The sequence below is a fragment of the Streptomyces sp. CBMA291 genome (assembly GCF_014596525.1).
In the GTDB taxonomy this organism is placed as follows: Bacteria; Actinomycetota; Actinomycetes; order Streptomycetales; family Streptomycetaceae; genus Streptomyces.
Genome location: NZ_MSJP01000031.1, coordinates 24,228 through 42,436 on the forward strand (window position 1 = coordinate 24,228; position 18,209 = coordinate 42,436).

At 73.0% G+C, this 18,209-nt stretch carries 15 protein-coding genes and 1 pseudogene; 11 read left to right on the plus strand and 5 right to left on the minus strand.

The features are described 5' to 3' along the window. Positions 1-94 precede the first annotated feature (94 nt). Positions 95-1,858, minus strand: coding sequence for a DUF2079 domain-containing protein (locus BU197_RS08515; protein WP_317453381.1), 1,764 nt, complete (start codon positions 1,856-1,858; stop codon positions 95-97). A gap of 21 nt (positions 1,859-1,879) precedes the next feature. Then, entirely contained in the window at positions 1,880-3,148 is a 1,269-nt protein-coding gene (locus BU197_RS08520) for a glycosyltransferase family 87 protein (protein WP_188267617.1), read from the minus strand. 90 nt (positions 3,149-3,238) lie between these two features. On the opposite strand from BU197_RS08520, the gene BU197_RS08525 reads away from it, so the two are divergent. Further along, entirely contained in the window at positions 3,239-4,381 is a 1,143-nt protein-coding gene (locus tag BU197_RS08525; protein WP_188267618.1) for a glycosyltransferase family 4 protein, read from the plus strand. 476 nt (positions 4,382-4,857) lie between these two features. Here the strand turns inward: BU197_RS08525 and BU197_RS08530 are convergent, their stop codons facing one another. Continuing rightward, complete coding sequence (locus BU197_RS08530) at positions 4,858-6,654, minus strand: AMP-dependent synthetase/ligase (RefSeq protein WP_188267619.1); 1,797 nt, start codon at positions 6,652-6,654, stop codon at positions 4,858-4,860. A gap of 256 nt (positions 6,655-6,910) precedes the next feature. Here BU197_RS08530 and BU197_RS08535 point away from each other — a divergent pair, with 256 nt between their 5' ends. The 6 genes and pseudogenes from BU197_RS08535 to BU197_RS08560 form a co-directional block, all read left to right on the plus strand. Beyond that, positions 6,911-7,678 carry a metallophosphoesterase gene (locus BU197_RS08535; protein ID WP_188267620.1) on the plus strand — a complete coding sequence of 256 codons (768 nt, stop codon included), beginning with the start codon at positions 6,911-6,913 and terminating at the stop codon, positions 7,676-7,678. Positions 7,679-7,789: 111 nt separating this feature from the next. Beyond that, the gene (locus BU197_RS08540) at positions 7,790-8,230 is read left to right on the plus strand and encodes an SRPBCC family protein (RefSeq protein WP_188267621.1); all 441 of its coding nucleotides are present in this window, start codon (positions 7,790-7,792) and stop codon (positions 8,228-8,230) included. A 373-nt stretch (positions 8,231-8,603) separates the two neighbouring features. Then, positions 8,604-10,037 carry an ArsA family ATPase gene (locus tag BU197_RS08545; protein ID WP_188267622.1) on the plus strand — a complete coding sequence of 478 codons (1,434 nt, stop codon included), beginning with the start codon at positions 8,604-8,606 and terminating at the stop codon, positions 10,035-10,037. Positions 10,038-10,077: 40 nt separating this feature from the next. After that, complete coding sequence (locus BU197_RS08550) at positions 10,078-10,560, plus strand: DUF5304 domain-containing protein (RefSeq protein ID WP_188267623.1); 483 nt, start codon at positions 10,078-10,080, stop codon at positions 10,558-10,560. A 66-nt stretch (positions 10,561-10,626) separates the two neighbouring features. Continuing rightward, a complete protein-coding gene (locus tag BU197_RS08555; RefSeq protein WP_188267624.1) occupies positions 10,627-11,568 on the plus strand; it encodes an ROK family glucokinase in 942 nt (313 codons plus the stop codon). 110 nt (positions 11,569-11,678) lie between these two features. Further along, positions 11,679-12,416, plus strand: a pseudogene (locus tag BU197_RS08560) (endonuclease/exonuclease/phosphatase family protein); the annotation flags it as partial. Positions 12,417-12,614: 198 nt separating this feature from the next. On the opposite strand, the gene BU197_RS08565 reads toward BU197_RS08560, so the two are convergent. Then, positions 12,615-13,274 (minus strand): hypothetical protein, encoded by a 660-nt coding sequence (locus BU197_RS08565; RefSeq protein ID WP_188267626.1) that lies wholly within the window; start codon positions 13,272-13,274, stop codon positions 12,615-12,617. Beyond that, positions 13,267-14,049 carry an alpha/beta hydrolase gene (locus BU197_RS08570; protein ID WP_188267627.1) on the minus strand — a complete coding sequence of 261 codons (783 nt, stop codon included), beginning with the start codon at positions 14,047-14,049 and terminating at the stop codon, positions 13,267-13,269. Before BU197_RS08570 ends, BU197_RS08565 begins: the two co-directional genes overlap by 8 nt. A 163-nt stretch (positions 14,050-14,212) precedes the next feature. On the opposite strand from BU197_RS08570, the gene BU197_RS08575 reads away from it, so the two are divergent. From BU197_RS08575 to BU197_RS08590, 4 genes are all read left to right on the plus strand, one after another. Continuing rightward, entirely contained in the window at positions 14,213-14,959 is a 747-nt protein-coding gene (locus tag BU197_RS08575; protein WP_188267709.1) for a lysophospholipid acyltransferase family protein, read from the plus strand. Between the two features lie 36 nt (positions 14,960-14,995). Continuing rightward, positions 14,996-16,300 (plus strand): MacS family sensor histidine kinase, encoded by a 1,305-nt coding sequence (macS, locus tag BU197_RS08580; protein ID WP_188267628.1) that lies wholly within the window; start codon positions 14,996-14,998, stop codon positions 16,298-16,300. A 20-nt stretch (positions 16,301-16,320) separates the two neighbouring features. Beyond that, positions 16,321-16,968, plus strand: coding sequence for a response regulator (locus BU197_RS08585; RefSeq protein WP_188267710.1), 648 nt, complete (start codon positions 16,321-16,323; stop codon positions 16,966-16,968). Positions 16,969-17,067: 99 nt separating this feature from the next. Then, positions 17,068-18,069, plus strand: coding sequence for a 2-hydroxyacid dehydrogenase (locus BU197_RS08590; protein WP_188267629.1), 1,002 nt, complete (start codon positions 17,068-17,070; stop codon positions 18,067-18,069). Positions 18,070-18,209 lie beyond the last annotated feature (140 nt).

Here is an 18,209-nt window from a genome sequence, read left to right on the forward strand (position 1 = left end):
AGCGCCGTACGGGTGCGGGGGCCTGTCGGCCGGACCTGCGCTCGACGGTCGGCCGGTCGGCCGGTCGGTCGGTGAGCCGGTCTGCGGTCCGTCGTCAGCCGGTGGGCTGGATGCCGGTCGACGGGGTGCCGTTCGGCTGGATGCCTGTCGACGAGGTGCCTGTCGACGAGGTGCTCGTCGGCGGGGTGGCGGTCCGCTGGAGGAGGGAGATCCCGTCCCGCTTCTCGATCAGCCGGTAGCCGGGCACGTCGGAGCCCGCTTCCAGCAGGTTTCCGGTGGCGCAGGCGGGGTCGGTGTTGTCGGTGTCGTCGTAGATCAGCCAGCGGGGCGGTTCCTCCGGGGGGAAGGACCGGGGGAAGAGGCAGACCTCGCTGACCGTGGTCCGGTCCATGAGCTGGGCGGCCAGCCGGTTCGACGCGGCCACCGTGGTGCCGTCGGGGATCCTGCCGAGCAGTTCGTCGGCCGTCCTGGCGTGCGCGGACTCGCTCCACGTCCGGGGCAGGACCAGCTCGTGCAGGGGATGGGTGAAGAAGGTGACGCCCGTGACGACCGCGCCGAGGACACAGGCGGGCAGGACGCCCCGCGCACGGAGCCGGGCACCGACCGCCCCTCCGAAGCCGCCCCCGGAACCCCCTCCGACGCGGCTGCCGAAGCGGGCTCCGAGACGGCTCCCGAGCCCCGTACGGCCCGAGTCCACGGCGTGTATCGCGGCGGCGAAGGCGATGGGCATGAGGACCGCGCTGTAGTGGAAGTCCGTTCCCCAGTAGTACGGGTTCGAGGAGACGAAGCGCCAGCCGAGGGTCGGCAGTGCGACGAGCAGGATCGGGGAGCGGAGCGCCAGGAAGCCGGTGGGGGCGACGAGCATGAGGACCGTCAGCCACTTGACGGGGGGCCAGAGGACGCCGACCGCCTGGAGGAGGAGCCCCGCCTCCTCGGACGCCTCGGGCGGCCAGTAGGCGAACTGCCCGAGCGGATTGAAGTACGGGAGGATCACCAGCATTTCCAGCGCCGTCGCGGCGACGCCGAAGACGGCCAGGGCGATGCCCGTGGTCCGGGCGCCCTTCCACGCCAGATACGCGCCGATCGCGGCGACCGTGAGCCCCAGATCCTCCTTGACCAGGACCAGGGGCATGGCCCACAGGGCGGCCGCCCGCCAGTTCCGGCGCCCCGCCGCGCAGAGCGAGAGCGAGAGGAACGGCACCGCGAAGGCGACCTCGTGGAAGTCGAAACTCACGAGCTTCGCGAGCCCCCACGAGGCGCCGTAGGAAATGCCGACCCAGAGGGCGAATCCACGCCCCCGCACCTCGTACGCCCACTTCATCAGGGGGGCTATGGAGAACGCCACGAGCGCCGCCTGGCACACCAGCAGCGTGAAGCCGGAGGGGAAGAGCCTGTAGGCGGGTGCGAGCACCGCGAGGATCGGATGGAAATGATCCCCGAGCGTGTTGTAGTCCGGACCCTTCAGCGCCGAATAGGGGGCGGTCCCGTTCGCGTAGGACTGCACGACCTGGGTGAAGATGCCCAGGTCGTATCCGGTGGAGAGGTTGGCCGCGTGACGTCGTGCCGAGAGCGCGAGATAAATCAGGAAGAATGTCCCGGACGTCGCGAAAGTGAGGGCCGAGAACTTTCGCGCCGTGAATTCCGGGGTGCCCTCCGGCGTGCTCCGAGGGGTGTTCCCGGGGTTTCTCTCCGGCGCTCCCTGGGTCCTCTCCCGGGCTCTCTCCGGGGCTGTTCCCCTCCCTCCCGTCCCCTGATGCGGAAGAAGCGTCTCGACCGAGAGTTCCGGGTTATTCATGTCGGCAGAAGGCCCTAACGGAGAGATAAAGGTGTTCAGGGTAGCACCGGCCTGAACCGGCATTCGGAAGAGGTCGATCCGCCCTCATCGGTACGACCCGGCCAGTTCCTTTTCCCGGTCCGGGTGGCCCGCCGGGGCGGGAACGTTCACCGGGTCGGTCTCCATCACCGTGTGCCGCCACAGGGTGCGGCAGGCGAGGAAGGCGGCGGCGACCAGCAGACCGTTGCGCAGGAAGAGCACGCCGACGCCCAGCGGATCGCTCTGTGTCACATGCCAGAACCAGACGGGGTACTCGAACTGCGTGACGGCCGTCGCCCACAGCACCAGATGCGCCGGGAGCCGCATCCGGCTCGACCGGTAGGCCAGACAGACCGAGGCGAGGGCGAAGAGCCAGATCATGTACTGCGGCGAGATCACCCGGCTGGTCAGGGTGAAGAGGAGCACCGCGACGAAAGCAGCGTCGGCCGTCGTCGAGGAGGTGAAGCGCCGGGCCTTGAACCGCCACAGGACCAGCCAGCCGAACGCCGCGACCGTCAGCGCCATCGAGACGGCCGAGACCCAGGAGACGTATGGGCCGAGGAACTCCATCGAGCCGTAGTTCATCCGCGCCTCCCCCTCCCAGCCGAGGTTCCGGGCCACGTGGAAGACCATCGCCCCCAGCGACTCGACCTCCGTGCCCCGCTCGCTCTGGTACGAGAGGAAGGCGAGCGCCCCCGGCATCCACAGCGCGCACAGCAGCAGCACACCCGCCGCCGAGCCCGCCGCGACGAGCCAGGCACGCCAGGTCGCCCGCCCCTTGGAGGTGCCCGTGAGCAGCAGCGCCGGCCAGATCTTCAGAGCCGCCCCGAAACCCGTGAGCAGCCCGAGGACCAGGGGGCTGCGGACGGCCGCGAGCAGGGCCGCCACCGCGACGGCGGCCACCATGATGTCGTAGCGGGCGTACGCGGTCGGGCCGAGCAGCGGGACCGCCGCGAGCCAGAGCCAGGCCCCCCGCATCGAACGGCCGGGGCGGCGGCCCGTGTGCAGGAGAAGCCCGAAGACGAGGGCGTCGCACGCGAGCGCGAGGACGAAGAAGGCGGACGCGTAGTCCAGGAACGGCAGCAGCGCGGGGGAGAGGATCGCGAGGGCGGCGGCCGGCGGGTACTGCCAGGTCACGTCGCCCATGGGGTACGTCCCCGTCTCCAGGACCTCGGCCCACGGCCGGTATATGGACTCCACCTCGGCCGTCGTGTCCGGGCCCGGCTGGACGATCACCTTGAACACGCACAGCAGGAGGATGATCCGGGTCAGGCCCCAGAGCCCGAGGGGAAGTGCCGAGGTCGTGCGCGAGTGGTTCGCGGTGGCGCCCGTCATGCCCGTCCTGATGCCTGTCCTGTCGGCCCCGCTCACGCGGGGGAGTGGTGGTGCCGGGCGGTGGGTGCGCGCGCGGTACTGTCGGCCACGATGCACAAGACCCTGATCGTAACCAACGACTTCCCGCCACGTCCCGGCGGAATCCAGGCCTTCCTGCACAACATGGCGCTGCGCCTCGACCCCGATCGGATCGTGGTCTACGCCTCCACGTGGAAGCACGGCCGCGAAGGGATCGAGGCGACGGCCGCGTTCGACGCCGAACAGCCTTTCACGGTCGTCCGGGATCGCACCACCATGCTGTTGCCGACGCCTCGGGTCACCGCCCGCGCGACCGCCCTGCTCCGCGAGCATGGCTGCGAGTCCGTGTGGTTCGGGGCGGCCGCGCCGCTCGGGCTGATGGGCCCGGCGCTGCGGAAGGCGGGCGCCCGTCGGCTGGTCGCGACCACGCACGGCCACGAGGCGGGCTGGGCCCAGCTGCCCGGCTCCCGGGGTCTGCTGCGGCGGATCGGCGAGGGAACCGACACCCTGACGTACCTCGGCGAGTACACCCGCTCCCGGATCGCGGGGGCCCTCACGCCCGCCGCCGCCGGCCGGATGACCCAGCTGCCGCCCGGCGTCGACGAGAAGACCTTCCACCCCGGCTCCGGCGGCGCCGAGGTCCGCGCCCGGCTCGGACTCACCGACCGCCCGGTCGTCGTCTGCGTCTCCCGCCTCGTCCCGCGCAAGGGCCAGGACACCCTGATCAAGGCCATGCCGCAGATCCTGCGCCGGGTCCCGGACGCGGTCCTCCTGATCGTCGGCGGAGGCCCGTACGAGAAGGACCTGCACCGGCTCGCGGCCACCACCGGCGTGGCCGATTCCGTACGGTTCACCGGCGCCGTCCCCTGGGCGGAGCTGCCCGCGCACTACGGGGCGGGCGACGTGTTCGCCATGCCCTGCCGCACCCGGCGCGGTGGCCTCGACGTGGAGGGCCTCGGCATCGTCTACCTGGAGGCCTCCGCGACCGGCCTCCCGGTCGTCGCGGGCGACTCGGGCGGCGCCCCCGACGCCGTCCTCGACGGCGAGACCGGCTGGGTCGTCCGGGGCACCTCCCCCGAGGAATCGGCCGACCGCGTCACCACCCTCCTCCTGGACCCGGAACTCCGCGCCCGCATGGGCGAGCGGGGCCGCGCCTGGGTCGAGGAGAAATGGCGCTGGGACCTCCTGGCGGAACGCCTGAGGGAACTCCTGTAGGACGCGCGAACGCCCGCACCGACAGTCCGGTCCGGACCCGACCGAGGGGCCCTGTCCGTCGGCGCGGGCGGGCGGGCGGGGCGGGGCGAGGGTGGCCGGTCCGTCGGCAGGGCGGGCGGGACGAGGGCCTGCTCCGTCGGCAGGGCGGGCGGGGCGAGGGGGTCCGGTCCCGTCAGTCGGGCCGGTAAGGCGAAGGGGCCGGTCTGTCTGCCGGGCCGGACCCGACCGAGGGGCCCTGTCCGTCGGCGCGGGCGGGTGAGACGAGGGTGGTCGGTCCCCGTCCGTCGGTCCGGCAGCGGCGAAGGGTCCGGTCTGGCTGCCGGGCGGGCGAGGCGGAGGACCCGGTCCCGCCAGTACGGTCGGCGAAGGCGCGGCCCCGGTCCGAGCGGCGGGCGCGGCCGGTCGTCGGATGCGAAGGGGCCCGGGACGCACACGCGTCCCGGGCCCCTTCGCAGGTCCGGCGGCCCTGCCGGGCCTCACTTCGTGTAGATCGCCTCGATCTCGTCCGCGAAGTCCTTCGCCACCACGCTCCGCTTCAGCTTCAGGGACGGCGTGATGTGGCCCGCCTCCTCCGTGAACTGGGTCGGCAGGATGCGGAACTTGCGGACCGATTCCGCCTTCGAGACCGCCGCGTTGCCGTCGTCGACCGCCCGCTGGATCTCCGCGAGCAGCTCCGGGTCCTCGCGCAGCGAGCCCGCCGACGAGCCCGTCGGCTTGCCGTGGTCGGCGGCCCAGCGGCCGAGGAACTCCTCGTCGAGCGTGACCAGCGCGCCCACGAACGGGCGCCCGTCGCCGACCACCATGCACTCCGCGACCAGCGCGTGCGCCCTGATGCGGTCCTCGATGACCGCCGGGGCGACGTTCTTGCCGCCCGCCGTCACCAGGATCTCCTTCTTCCGGCCGGTGATCGCCAGATAGCCGTCCTCGTCGAGGGTGCCGATGTCCCCCGTGTGGAACCAGCCGTCCGCGAGCGCCTCGGCCGTCGCCGCCTCGTTGTTCCAGTACCGGGTGAACAGGTGCTCGCCGTGCAGCAGCACCTCGCCGTCGTCGGCGATCCGGATCACCGAGCCCGGCAGCGGCTGCCCGACCGTGCCGATCTTCTGCCGGTCCCACGGGTTGAACGCCGTCGCCGCGCACGACTCCGTCAGGCCGTACCCCTCCAGGACCGTGAAGCCGATGCCCCGGAAGAAGTGGCCGAGCCGCTCGCCCAGCGGCGCGCCGCCCGAGATCGCGTACTCGCCGCGCCCGCCGAGCACCGCCCGCAGCTTGCCGTAGACCAGCTTGTCGAAGAGCCTGTGCCTGAGCCGCAGCCCGAGGGACGGGCCCTGCGAGGTGCTCAGGGCGCGGCTGTACGCGATGGCGGTGTGCGCCGCCTTGTCGAAGATCTTGCCCTTGCCGTCGGCCTGCGCCTTGGCCCGCGCCCCGTTGTAGACCTTCTCGAAGACCCGGGGGACGCCCAGGATCAGCGTCGGCCGGAACGCGGCCAGCTCGTCCGTGAGCGACTTGATGTCCGGCAGACAGCCGAGCCGCACCGGGGCCATCACGGAGGCCACCTCGATGAGCCGGCCGAAGACGTGCGCGGCGGGCAGGAAGAGGAGGACGGAGGACTCGCCCGTACGGAAGAGGGGCTTCAGCCGCTCCACCGCGTTGCCGCACTCGGCGAAGAACGCCCGGTGGGTCAGGACACAGCCCTTGGGGCGGCCCGTGGTGCCCGACGTGTAGACGATCGTCGCCGGGTCGTCCGCGTTCGCCGCCGACATCCGCGCGTCGACCAGCTCGTCGGAGACGTCCGCGCCGGAGGCGGTGAGCCGGGCCACCGCGTCCTCCTCGATCGCCCACAGCTCTTCGAGGGCGGGCAGGTTCGCCCGTACGGACTCCACCGACTCGCGGTGCGCCGGGCTCTCCACCAGGGCCAGCCTGGCGCCCGAGTCGCCGAGGATCCACTGGATCTGCTCGGCCGAGCTGGTCTCGTACACCGGTACGGTCACCCCGCCCGCGCTCCAGATCGCGAAGTCGAGGAGCACCCACTCGTAGCGCGTACGGGAGAGCAGTGCGACCCGGTCGCCCGGTTCCACCCCGGCGGCGATCAGCCCCTTGGCCACGCCCCTGACCTCGGCGAGGAACTCCCTGGCCGTCACGTCGGCCCAGGCGTCGCCGACCTTGCGGCCCATCACGGCCACGTCTGGGTGCTGGGAGGCGTTGCGGCGGATGAGATCCGTCAGGTTGCCGTCCGCGGGGACCTCGTACAGGGCCGGAAGGCTGAACTCGCGCAAGACTGCTGCTCCTCATCGGGCGCCGGCGCCACGGCTCTGTGTGATGCACCGGTGAAGTCCAGTGACTACCCGGCGCTCAGTGGGGGCGAGCGCGACTGGACTGCCCGGACGTTACCCACCAGTACACGGTTCCCGGTAGGGGGTCCTGGGCAGATGTTCCATGCGTCACACACGCATGACGGTGCTCTCCGCACAGTAATCCACCGGTTTCCCGACTCGGAAGTAACCGCAGGTGACACCCCCTAGGGTGGGGGCCATGCGAGTCCATGTGGTCAGCGACGTGCACGGCAACGCCGAAGATCTCGCCCGCGCGGGGGAAGGCGCCGACGCCTTGATATGCCTCGGCGACCTCGTCCTCTTCCTCGACTACGCCGACCACGGCCGGGGCATCTTCCCCGACCTCTTCGGCGTCGAGAACGCCGACCGGCTGGTCGAGCTGCGCACCGCCCGCCGCTTCGACGAGGCCCGTGAGCTGGGCCGTAGCCTCTGGGCCACGCTCGACGTCGACCGCGAGACCGCGATCGAGGCGGCCGTCCGACGCCAGTACGCCGAACTCTTCGCCGCCTTCCCCACCCCTACGTACGCCACCTACGGCAATGTCGACATCCCCCGCTTCTGGCCCGACTTCGCCGGGCCCGGCACCACCGTCCTCGACGGCGGACGGGCCGAGATCGGCGGCCTCGTCTTCGGCTTCGTCGGCGGCGGACTGCGCACCCCGATGCGCACCCCGTACGAGATCTCCGACGAGGAGTACGCGGCCAAGGTCGAGGCCCTCGGCGAGGTGGACGTCCTCTGCTCCCACATCCCCCCGGACGTGCCCGAGCTGACGTACGACACCGTCGCCCGCCGCTTCGAGCGCGGCAGCAGCGCCCTCCTCGACGCGCTCCGGCGCACCCGCCCCCGCTACCACCTCTTCGGCCACGTCCATCAGCCGCTGGCCCGGCGGATGCGGATCGGCGCCACCGAGTGCGTCAACGTCGGCCACTTCGCCGCGACCGGCACACCGTGGGTCCTGGAGTGGTGAGTGCCCCGACGGCCCGGGGTGACAGCCGGTGTGTCACGGCGCGATAGCCTTCCGTCGGCACACCTGTGCCCCTTGACTTCCGCCGGACCGCACCGTGGAGGAGCCACCGCGATGGCCGAACACACCAGCTCGAGCATCACCATCGAGGCGGCACCGGCCGACGTCATGCGCGTGATCGCCGACTTCGCCCGCTACCCCGAGTGGACGGGCGAGGTGAAGGAGGCCGAGGTCCTGGCCGCCGACGACGCCGGGCGCGCGGAGAAGGTCCGGCTCGTCCTCGACGCGGGCGCCATCCGGGACGACCACACCCTGGCGTACACCTGGACCGGCGCCGACGAGGTCAGCTGGACCCTGGTCAAGTCGCAGATGCTCCGCTCCCTCGACGGCTCCTACCGGCTCACCTCGCTCGGCGGCGACCGCACCGAGGTCACCTACCAGCTGACCGTGGACGTCAAGATCCCCATGCTCGGCATGATCAAGCGCAAGGCCGAGAAGGTCATCATCGACCGCGCCCTCGACGGCCTCAAGAAGCGCGTCGAATCCGGCGCCTGAGCTTCCCCCCTCCGCCGTCGGTCCTCGCGGGGAGGGCGGGCTTGTTGCCTCTCCTGGCCCGGCCTTCGCGGGACGGGCGCGTCCGTGCCTCCCCGCAGGGCCCTCGTGGTATGGGCGCGCTTGAGCCTGCCGCCTGGTCTTCGGGGGACGCGCGTTTGAGCCTGCCGCCGGGACTTCGCGGGATGCGCGCCTGAGCCTCCTGCCGGTCCCTCGCAGGGCGGGTGCCCGAGCCTCGTGCGCCGACTTCGGCGCCGGTGTCTCCTCGCCGGGCCCTCGCGCGGCGGGCAGGCCCGCGCCTCCTTGCCGGTCCCTCGCGGGCCGGGCGCCCGAACCCCCCGACGGGCCCTCGCGGCGCGCGGGTAACGTCCTGCGCATGCGGATCATCCTTGTCACCGGCCTCGGCGGCGCCGGTCGTACCACCGTCGCCGCCGCGACCGCCCTCGCCGAGGCGAGGGCCGGCCGCCGGACCCTCCTGATCTCGGAGAACGCCGACGCGCTCTTCCCGGAGGGCAACCCGGAGGGGTTCCTCGCGGCGGGCGGCGACGAGAGGCTCCTCGCGGAGGCCGGCACCGGCGGGTCCCCCGCGAAGGGCACCACCGGCCCCCTCCCGGAAGACGGCACCACCCGCCCCGGCCACGACGGGCACCCCGGCGACGGCCCCGGCCCTGACGGCCCCGGCGGGCACGAGCACCGTCCCGGCGGCCCCGGTCCTGACGAGCACCGGCCCAACGCCCACCGGCCCGACGCCCACCACCCCCACCGCGCGGACAGCCTCGGCGGCCCCCGCAGCCCCAGCGCGCCCCCCGGCCGTCTCAAGCTCCTCCGGCCCCGTCCCGCCGACGACTTCCGGCGCGAGTTCCTGGCGCTCCAGGAGCGCTCCGCCACCGTTCTCGACCTGCTCGGCGCGGCCCCCTTCGAGGACGCCGAGCTGACCGAACTCCCCGGCAGCCGCCAGTTCGCCCTGCTCCGTACCCTCCGCGACGCCGCCGCGGGCGACCACGACCTCGTCGTCGTCGATCTGCCCCCGCTCCCCGAGGCGCTCGCCGTCCTCGCCCTGCCCGAGCAGCTCCGCCGCTATCTGCGCCGCCTCCTGCCCTCCGAGCGGCAGGCCGCCCGCGCCCTGCGCCCGATGCTCGCCCAGCTCGCCGGGGTGCCCATGCCCGCGCAGTGGCTGTACGAGGCCACCGCCCGCTGGGAAGCCGAGCTGGCCGCCGTACAGGACATAGTCGAAGCCCCCGGCACCACCGTCCGGCTCGTCCTCGAACCAGGCCCCGCCGCCCTCCGCGCCCTGCGCACCGCCCGCCTCGGCCTCGCCCTCCAGGGCCTCGCCCTCGACACCGTCGTCGCCAACCGGCTGCTGCCCGCCGGTTCCGCCGACCCCTGGCTCGCCGGGCTCGCCGACCGGCAGCGCCGGCACCTCGCCGAGCTGCGCGCCGCCGCCGTCGAGGAGACCGTCACCGAGCTGCCCCACCTCGGCCGCGACCCGCACGGGCCCGGCGACCTCGCCCTGCTCGCCCCCGCCCACCCGGCACCCGCGCCCCTCCCCGTACCGGAGTGGACCGTCGAGGACCGGCGCGCCGAGGACGGCGTGCTCGTCTGGCACATCGGCCTCCCCGGCGCCGTCAAGGGGGAGCTGTCCCTGATCCGGCGCGGCGACGAACTCCTCCTCGGCGTCGGCCCCTTCCGCCGCAACCTGCCCCTGCCCGCCGCCCTGCGCCGCTGCACCGTCACCGGCGCCGGACTCGTCGACGGCGACCTGCGCGTGCGCTTCACTCCCGACCCCGGGCTCTGGCCCCGTACCCCTTGAGGCCGTGTACCGTCGAAGTACGACCACGGAGGAGTACGCCATGAGCGATCCGGACGCCTGGGCCGAGGCCTGCGCCGAGGACCTGGAGGCCGAGAAGGCCCGCCACCGGGCCCGGCAGGGCGCGGAGCCCGGCTCTCCCGCCGAGGAGTTCCGCAAGCTCTTCGAAGCCGTCGCCGAGAAGGTCTCCGGCGGACTCGGCGGCCCGCTCGCCGGTCAGGCGGCGCAGACCGTGCAGCACCTCGTCAGCCAGGCGAAGTCCGTCGTCGAGCCGGTCATCGAGCGCAACCCGAAGGTCTTCGACCACCTTGCCGCGGCGGGCGGCGAACTGCTCGCCGCCTACCGCTCCGCCGTCGAGGGCCACGAGAGCCGCTGGACCAGATCCGGGACCACGCCCCCCGACGCCGCCCCCTTCGACACCCCGCCTCCCGGCGCCCCGCCCACCGGAACCGCACCCGCCGACGACGCGCCCGACCGCGAGGACGGCGACGGGCCGGGACCCGGCCGCCGCATCGACCTCGACTGATCAGGAGTCGTCGACCCCTCCGGTACGGTGGGCCCTAGCGGGGCTCGACCGAAATCTGAGGGACACATGGGACTCACCATCGGCGTCGACATCGGCGGCACGAAGATCGCGGCAGGTGTGGTCGACGAAGAGGGCAGGATCCTCGACACGCACAAGGTGCCGACCCCGCCGACCCCCGAAGGGATCGTCGACGCGATCTGCGCCGCCGTCTCCGAAGCGGGCAAGGGGCACCCGATCGAGGCCGTCGGCATCGGTGCGGCGGGCTACGTCGACGACAAGCGCGCCACCGTGCTCTTCGCCCCCAACATCGACTGGCGGCACGAACCGCTCAAGGACAAGGTCGAGCAGCGGGTCGGGCTTCCCGTGGTCGTCGAGAACGACGCCAACGCCGCCGCCTGGGGCGAGTACCGCTTCGGCGCGGGCCAGGGCCACGAGGACGTCATCTGCATCACCCTCGGCACCGGCCTCGGCGGCGGCATCATCATCGGCAACAAGCTGCGCCGCGGACGCTTCGGCGTGGCCGCCGAGTTCGGCCACATCCGGGTCGTCCCGGACGGTCTGCTCTGCGGCTGCGGCAGCCAGGGCTGCTGGGAGCAGTACGCCTCCGGGCGCGCCCTCGTCCGCTACGCCCGCCAGCGCGCCGCCGCCACCCCCGAGAACGCGGAGGTCCTCCTCTCGCTCGGCGACGGCACCCCCGAGGGCATCGAGGGCCGGCACATCAGCCAGGCGGCCCGCGCCGGGGACCCGGTCTCCATCGACTCCTTCCGCGAGCTGGCCCGTTGGGCGGGCGCCGGTCTCGCCGACCTGGCCTCGCTCTTCGACCCCTCGGCGTTCATCGTCGGCGGCGGCGTCTCGGACGAGGGCGAACTGGTCCTCGACCCGATCCGCAAGTCCTTCCGGCGCTGGCTGATCGGCGGCCAGTGGCGTCCGCACGCCCAGGTCCTCGCGGCCCAGCTCGGCAACAAGGCCGGTCTGGTCGGCGCGGCGGACCTGGCCCGCCAGGGCTGAGCACCCGTCACCGGGGCCCGTCGCCGGGCCCGGTGTGCGTGGAAGACCCGTCACCTCCGCCCGTCGCGTCCCTCCCGGACGCGGCGGGCGGTTGTCGTACGTTACGTGCCATGGCGATCAGCGCACTGCCCGACTCCCGTACCGAGCCGGACGGTTCGGCCGTCCTGCGGGTCCTCTCCTACAACGTCCGCTCGCTCCGTGACGACGAGGACGCCCTCGCCCGGATCGTCCGCGCCTGCGCGCCCGATCTGGTCTTCGTCCAGGAGGCCCCGCGCTTCTTCCGCTGGCGCAAGCACGCCGCCCGGCTCGCCGCCAAGAGCGGCCTCGTCGTCCTGGGCGGCGGCGCGACGGCCGCGGGGCCGCTGCTGCTCTGCTCGCTGCGGGCCACCGTGGAGCACACCGAGGACGTCCTGCTTCCGCTCACCCCGGGACTGCACCGCCGGGGTCTGGCCACCGCCGTCGTCCGCTTCGCGGGCGCCCGGCTCGGGCTGGTCGGCTGCCATCTGGGCCTGCGGAAGGAGGAGCGGTACGCGCAGGCGGGCCTGGTCCTGGACCGGGTCGCCGCGCTGGGGACCCCGTACGTCCTGGTCGGCGGGGACTTCAACGAGCGGCCCGAGGGTCCCGCCTTCCGGCGGCTGACCGCCGGTCTCCAGGACGGCTGGGAGGCCGCTCCCTGGGGCGGCGAGCACACCTGGACCCCGGCCGACCCGCACCAGCGGATCGACGCGATCCTGGCCACCCCGGGCGTCGAGTTCCTCGGCTGCGGGGTCCCGCAGGACCTTCCCCCGGCCGACCTCCGGGCCGCCACCGACCACCTGCCGGTCCTGGCGGCGGTCCGGATCCCGGCGACGACGACCGCGACGACCGCCGCCACTTCGGCGACGACCACCGTCACCCCGGCCACCGTCACCCCGGCCGCCGTCACTCCGGCGACGGCCACCGTCACCCCGCCCACGGCCGCTCAGCCGGCGGCCGTCACCCCGCCGGAGGGCTGATCCGACCGCCACCGGCCCCCGTCCGGCGCGCCCCGCCCCGGACCTCGGCCGCTACACCACCGCCCCGCGCCCCGGGTCGCCGAACCCGTCGTCGTCCTCGTCGTCGTGCTTCATGCGGCCCACGAGCGTCGCGAAGCCGCCCAGGAAGCCGCCGATGCACAGGGTCGTCAGCCACCACGTCATCTCCCACTGGAAGAGGACCGCGACCAGCATCAGGATCGGACCGCCGACCACCGCGAGCCAGGCGAACCTGGTCGTCACGTCCGCGTCCGGCAGCGGCGGCGGCTCCGGCGGGACGAAGTGCCCCTCGTCGCCGCCGTCCGGCTCGGCGGGGGAGTAGTCGCGCGGTCCCGCGGCAGGCCGGACCCCCGGTGCGAACACGACGGAGCTGCCGAGCGCCGGACGCTCAGGCCCCGGCTCCTCGTCGGGCTCCTGCTCCTCCTCCTTCGGCGTCCCCGCCGCCGGGCGCGGCTTCCACACCACGCCCTTCCCCCCGTCCGGCCCCGGGCGGGCGTCCGGCGCGGGGTCCGCGTCCGTCTCCGCCGTCTCCTCCCCGGGCTCCGGCAGGGCCAGGTTCTCGACCGGCCGGAACGGCTTCGCGCCCGGCGGGTCCGCGGGCTCCTCGCCGTACCCGGCGACGATCGCGGCCCACGCCGCTTCCTCGTCGATGGGCTGCGGCTCCCGCTCGCCGCCGTCCTGCTGCTCAGCCACCGCTCCTGCTCCCCTTCTCGTCGACCAGCACAGGGGCGAGACGCTCGACGAAGGCCAGGCTCTCGTCGAAGATCCGCTCCGCGTCATGGTCCAACGTCGCGACGTGGTAGCTGTGTTCCAGCAGAACCTCACGGACATCGGTCGAGGAGATCCGGGACAGGATCCGGGCCGAGTCGGCCGGTGGCACGACATGGTCCTGGGGGCTGTGCAGCAGCAGCACCGGCTGGGTCACCTGGGGCAGCTCGCCGTCGACGAGCCGGAAGAACTCCCGCAGCGAGTACGCCGCGTGCAGCGGCACCCGGTCGTAGCCGGTCTCGGCCACGCCCTCCTTGGCGATGTCGCTGGAGATGCCCTGGGTGGAGGCCATCAGATGGCGCGCGACCGGCAGCGCGTGGGCGGCCGGACCGTGCACCTTGTTGCCCGGGTTGACCAGCACGATGCCCCGCACGGCGTCCCCGTGCCGGGCGGCGAGCCGCAGGGTCAGCGCCCCGCCCATGGAGAGACCGAAGACGAAGACGCTGGTGCACCGCTCCCGCAGCTCGCGCAGCGCCCGGTCCACCTCCGCGTACCAGTCGTGCCAGGTGGTGAGCTGCATGTCCTGCCAGCGGGTGCCGTGGCCGGGCAGCAGCGGCAGCGAGACGGTCAGCCCGCGCGCGGCCAGGTAGTCGGCCCATGGGCGCATCGACTGGGGGGAACCGGTGAATCCGTGACAGAGAAGGACACCGACCTCGCCGCCCTCGTGGCGGTAGGGCTCGGCTCCGGGGAGGACCGGCACCGGGAATCTCCTGTTCGTTCGACTTCGGGTGCGCCGAAGCGACGGAATACGGGGAAGAACCTTCACGGTACGCGACCGGACCGACACCGACCAGGGCCGTAGCGGGGGGCGTGCGCCGGTACGGGATAAAGTCGACGTGACGGCACACGGAAGGCTTGGCGAGTTGATCTACGGCGCGATGAAGTTCTCCCTCGGAGGGTCACTGAAGCTTGCCTTCAGGCCCTGGGTGGAGGGGATCGAGAACATTCCCGCCGACGGTCCGGCGATCCTGGCGAGCAACCACCTGTCGTTCTCCGACTCCTTCTTCCTGCCCGCGGTCCTGGACCGCAAGGTCACCTTCATCGCCAAGGCGGAGTACTTCACCTCGCCGGGTGTGAAGGGCAAGCTCACCGCCGCCTTCTTCAAGGGCGTCGGCCAGCTCCCGGTGGACCGCTCGGGCGCCCGGGGCGCGGGCGAGGCGGCCATCAAGGCGGGCATCGAGGTCATCGAGCAGGGCGGGCTCTTCGGGATCTACCCCGAGGGCACCCGCTCGCCCGACGGGCGCCTCTACCGGGGCAAGCCCGGCGGTCTGGCCAGGGTGGCGCTGGCCACCGGCGCCCCGGTGATCCCGATCGCCATGATCGACACCGAGAAGATCCAGCCGCCCGGCAAGGTCCTGCCCAAGCTGATGCGGCCGGGCATCCGGATCGGCAAGCCGCTGGACTTCACCCGCTACCAGGGCATGGAGGGGGACCGTTTCATCCTCCGCTCGGTGACCGACGAGGTCATGTACGAGATCATGAAGCTCTCCGGGCAGGAGTACGTCGACATCTACGCGACCGCCGCCAAGCGGCAGATCGCGGATGCGGAGAAGGCCGCCAAGGAAGCCGTGAAGGCCGAGATCGCGGCCAGGGAAGAGTCCGGCGCGTAGTCGGCGCCCCGCCGGGGGCGTCCGGGGGTGGGGGAGATGGCCAGGCGCGAGCGTGTCGTGCGCATGTCGGTCGAGCAGCCGCTGTGGCGGGCGCTGACCGGCTACCGCGTCCTGACCATGGTCTACGCGGTACTGCTCTTCGCCTTCGGCCGTGAGCGCTACGAGCGCCCCTGGATCGCCGTCTGCTATCTGTCGGTGCTCTGTGTCTGGACGCTCGCCACCCTCCCCAGGGTCTCCGGCGCGGCCCGCTGCACCAAGCGCTTCCTCGGCGCGGACCTCGCCGTCGCCCTCGGCGGCATCCTCCTCACCCCGCTCGCCGACGCCCAGGCCCAGTCGGTCGACGGCCCCACCCTGCCCTCGATATGGACCGCGGGCGCCGTCCTCGCGTACGCCATCAAGGGCGGCTGGCGCTGGGCCGGAGCCGCCTCCTCCCTCGTCGCCGTCGCCAACGTCGTCGAGCGCGGCCACCCCAGCCGGGACACCCTCCACAACATCCTGCTGGTCTGGATCGCCTCCATCGCCATCGGATACGTCGTCGAGGTCGCCCGCGCCTCCGAGCGCACCCTGGCCCGTGCCCTGGAGATCGAGGCCGCCACCCGGGAGCGGGAGCGGCTCGCCCGGGACATCCACGACAGCGTCCTCCAGGTCCTCGCCATGGTGCAGCGGCGCGGCACCGCCCTCGGCGGCGAGGCGGCGGAGCTGGGCCGGATGGCGGGCGAGCAGGAGGTGGCCCTGCGCACCCTCGTCGCGGGCGGCCACACCCGGGCCGCCCGGCTCTCCGAGGACGCCTCCGAGGGAGCCGTCGTCCGGATCGTGGAGGACGGCCTCCCGGCGGACGCGTCGGACGCGGAGGACCCGGCATACGCGGCCTACACGGTGTACGCGAGGGGTGTGAGGGGCGCGGGTGGCGCAGGGGGCGCGGGGGACGACGGGGGCGCCCCCGTCGACCTGCGGCTGCTGCTCGCTCCGCGCGCCGGGGCCCGGGTCACCCTCTCCGATCCGGGGGCGCCGGTGCTCCTTCCGCCGTCCGCCGCCCGGGAACTGGCCGCCGCCGTGGGCGCCGCCCTGGACAACGTACGGGCGCACGCCGGAGCGGACGCGCGGGCCTGGATCCTCGTCGAGGACTGGCCGGAGGAGGTCGTCGTGACCGTACGGGACGACGGGCCCGGCATCCCCGAAGGGCGGCTCGCGCAGGCCGAGGGGGAGGGGCGGATGGGCGTCGCCCTCTCCATCCGGGGGAGACTGCGGGATCTGGGCGGCACGGCCGAACTGATCTCGGTCCCGGGCCAGGGCACGGAAGTCGAGTTGAAGGTCCCCCGGGGGAAGGCAGGGAAGAAGTGAGCGAGCAGCCGATCAAGGTGATGGTGGTCGACGACCATCCGATGTGGCGGGACGCGGTCGCCCGCGATCTGGCGGAGGCGGGCTTCGACGTCGTCGCCACGGCGGGCGACGGCGAGCAGGCCGTGCGCCGGGCCCTGGCGGCCGGGCCCGAGGTCCTGGTCCTGGATCTGAACCTGCCGGTGAAGCCGGGCGTCCAGGTCTGCAAGGAGCTGGTCGGCGCCGGTACGGGCCCCCGGGTCCTCGTCCTCTCGGCGAGCGGCGAGCACGCCGACGTCCTGGAGGCGGTCAAGTCGGGCGCCACCGGCTACCTCCTGAAGTCGGCGAGCACGGAGGAGCTGATCGACGCGGTGCGCCGGACGGCGGCGGGCGATCCGGTCTTCACCCCGGGGCTTGCCGGGCTCGTCCTCGGCGAGTACCGCAGGCTGGCCTCCGAGCCCGCTCCGGCGTCCGGCGCCGACGAGCCGAAGGCGCCCCGGCTGACCGACCGCGAGACGGAGGTCCTGCGGCTCGTCGCCAAGGGCCTCGGCTACAAGCAGATCGCGGAGCGCCTGGTGATCTCGCACCGCACCGTCCAGAACCACGTGCAGAACACCCTCGGCAAGCTCCAGCTGCACAACCGGGTGGAACTCGTCCGGTACGCCATCGAGCGCGGTCTCGACGAAGCCTGAGGTCCGGGGCGGTACCCGGGCGGGCGGCGCGGCAGGCGGACGCGCCGCTCATGGGTGATGATCGGCCTGTACGACCATCTTCGGCCTGAGGGGAAGCTCGTGGAAATCCTGGCATTCGGCGTGCAGGCGGACGAGAGGCCCCTGATCGAGAAGGCCTTCGAGGGACACCACGAGGTGCGCTGCCTCGACGTCTTCCTCAGCGAGGACACCGCCCCCATCGCGGCCGGCTACGAGGTCATCTCCACCAGCGTCAACGCGAGCCTGGACAACCGGGTGCTCCAGACCCTCGCCGCGGGCGGCACCCAGATGATCGCCCAGCGCTCCACGGGCTTCAACAACATCGATCTGGAGGTCGCCGAGCGGCTCGGCTTCACCGTCGCCCGGGTCTCGTACTACTCGCCGTACTCGGTCGCCGAGTTCGCCTGGACCCTCGCGACCGCCGTCAACCGGCGGATCGTCCGCGCCTCCAACCGGACCCGCGACTTCGATTTCCGGCTCGACGGGCTGATGGGCCGCGACCTGCGGGGCCGTACCGTCGGCGTCCTCGGCACCGGCAAGATCGGCGAGGCGTTCACCCGGATCGCCCACGGCTTCGGGATGAACCTCCTCGGCTGGGACGTCGCCGAGAACCCCGCCTGCGTCGAACTCGGCATGCGGTACGTGGAGAAGGAGCGGCTCTTCGCCGAGGCCGACCTGGTCAGCCTGCATGTGCCGTTGCTGCCGTCCACTCATCACATCATCGACGCCGGGGCCCTCAAGTCCATGAAGGACGACGTCATCCTGGTCAACTCCAGCCGGGGCGGGCTCGTCGACACCGAGGCCCTCGTCGCCGAACTGCGGGCCGGGCGCTTCACCGGTGTCGGGCTCGACGTGTACGAGGCGGAGGCGGGGCTCTTCTTCCTCGACAAGTCCCTCGAAGTCGTCGAGGACGACACCCTGGCCCGGCTCGTCACCTTCCCGAACGTGGTGGTCACCTCCCACCAGGCCTACTACACGGTCGACGCGGTGGGCCAGATCATCGACACCACCGTGCGCAACGTCCTCGACTACACGGCGGGCCGACGCGGCGAGAACGTCCTGGTGCCCCGGATCAACCCCTGACACCACCGCCGGAAGCCGGAAGCCGGAAGCCGGAAGCCATACGCCAGGAACCGTGCGCCGGAAGCCGTGCGCCGGAAGCCGTGCGCCGGAAGCCGGGTCCGGCCCCCGCCGCCCACCCGGGGAGCGAGGACCGGACCAGC

What these genes read in the sequence shown, in the direction of transcription:
- BU197_RS08540 (WP_188267621.1), top strand. Translation starts at nt 7,790, where the DNA reads ATGGCCGAACACACCAGCTCGAGCATCACCATCGAGGCGGCACCGGCC.
- BU197_RS08585 (WP_188267710.1), top strand. Translation starts at nt 16,321, where the DNA reads ATGGTGGTCGACGACCATCCGATGTGGCGGGACGCGGTCGCCCGCGAT.
- BU197_RS08550 (WP_188267623.1), top strand. Translation starts at nt 10,078, where the DNA reads ATGAGCGATCCGGACGCCTGGGCCGAGGCCTGCGCCGAGGACCTGGAG.
- BU197_RS08515 (WP_317453381.1), bottom strand. Translation starts at nt 1,858, where the DNA reads ATGCCGGTTCAGGCCGGTGCTACCCTGAACACCTTTATCTCTCCGTTA.
- BU197_RS08520 (WP_188267617.1), bottom strand. Translation starts at nt 3,148, where the DNA reads ATGACGGGCGCCACCGCGAACCACTCGCGCACGACCTCGGCACTTCCC.
- BU197_RS08555 (WP_188267624.1), top strand. Translation starts at nt 10,627, where the DNA reads ATGGGACTCACCATCGGCGTCGACATCGGCGGCACGAAGATCGCGGCA.
- BU197_RS08545 (WP_188267622.1), top strand. Translation starts at nt 8,604, where the DNA reads ATGCGGATCATCCTTGTCACCGGCCTCGGCGGCGCCGGTCGTACCACC.
- macS (WP_188267628.1), top strand. Translation starts at nt 14,996, where the DNA reads ATGGCCAGGCGCGAGCGTGTCGTGCGCATGTCGGTCGAGCAGCCGCTG.
- BU197_RS08535 (WP_188267620.1), top strand. Translation starts at nt 6,911, where the DNA reads ATGCGAGTCCATGTGGTCAGCGACGTGCACGGCAACGCCGAAGATCTC.
- BU197_RS08525 (WP_188267618.1), top strand. Translation starts at nt 3,239, where the DNA reads ATGCACAAGACCCTGATCGTAACCAACGACTTCCCGCCACGTCCCGGC.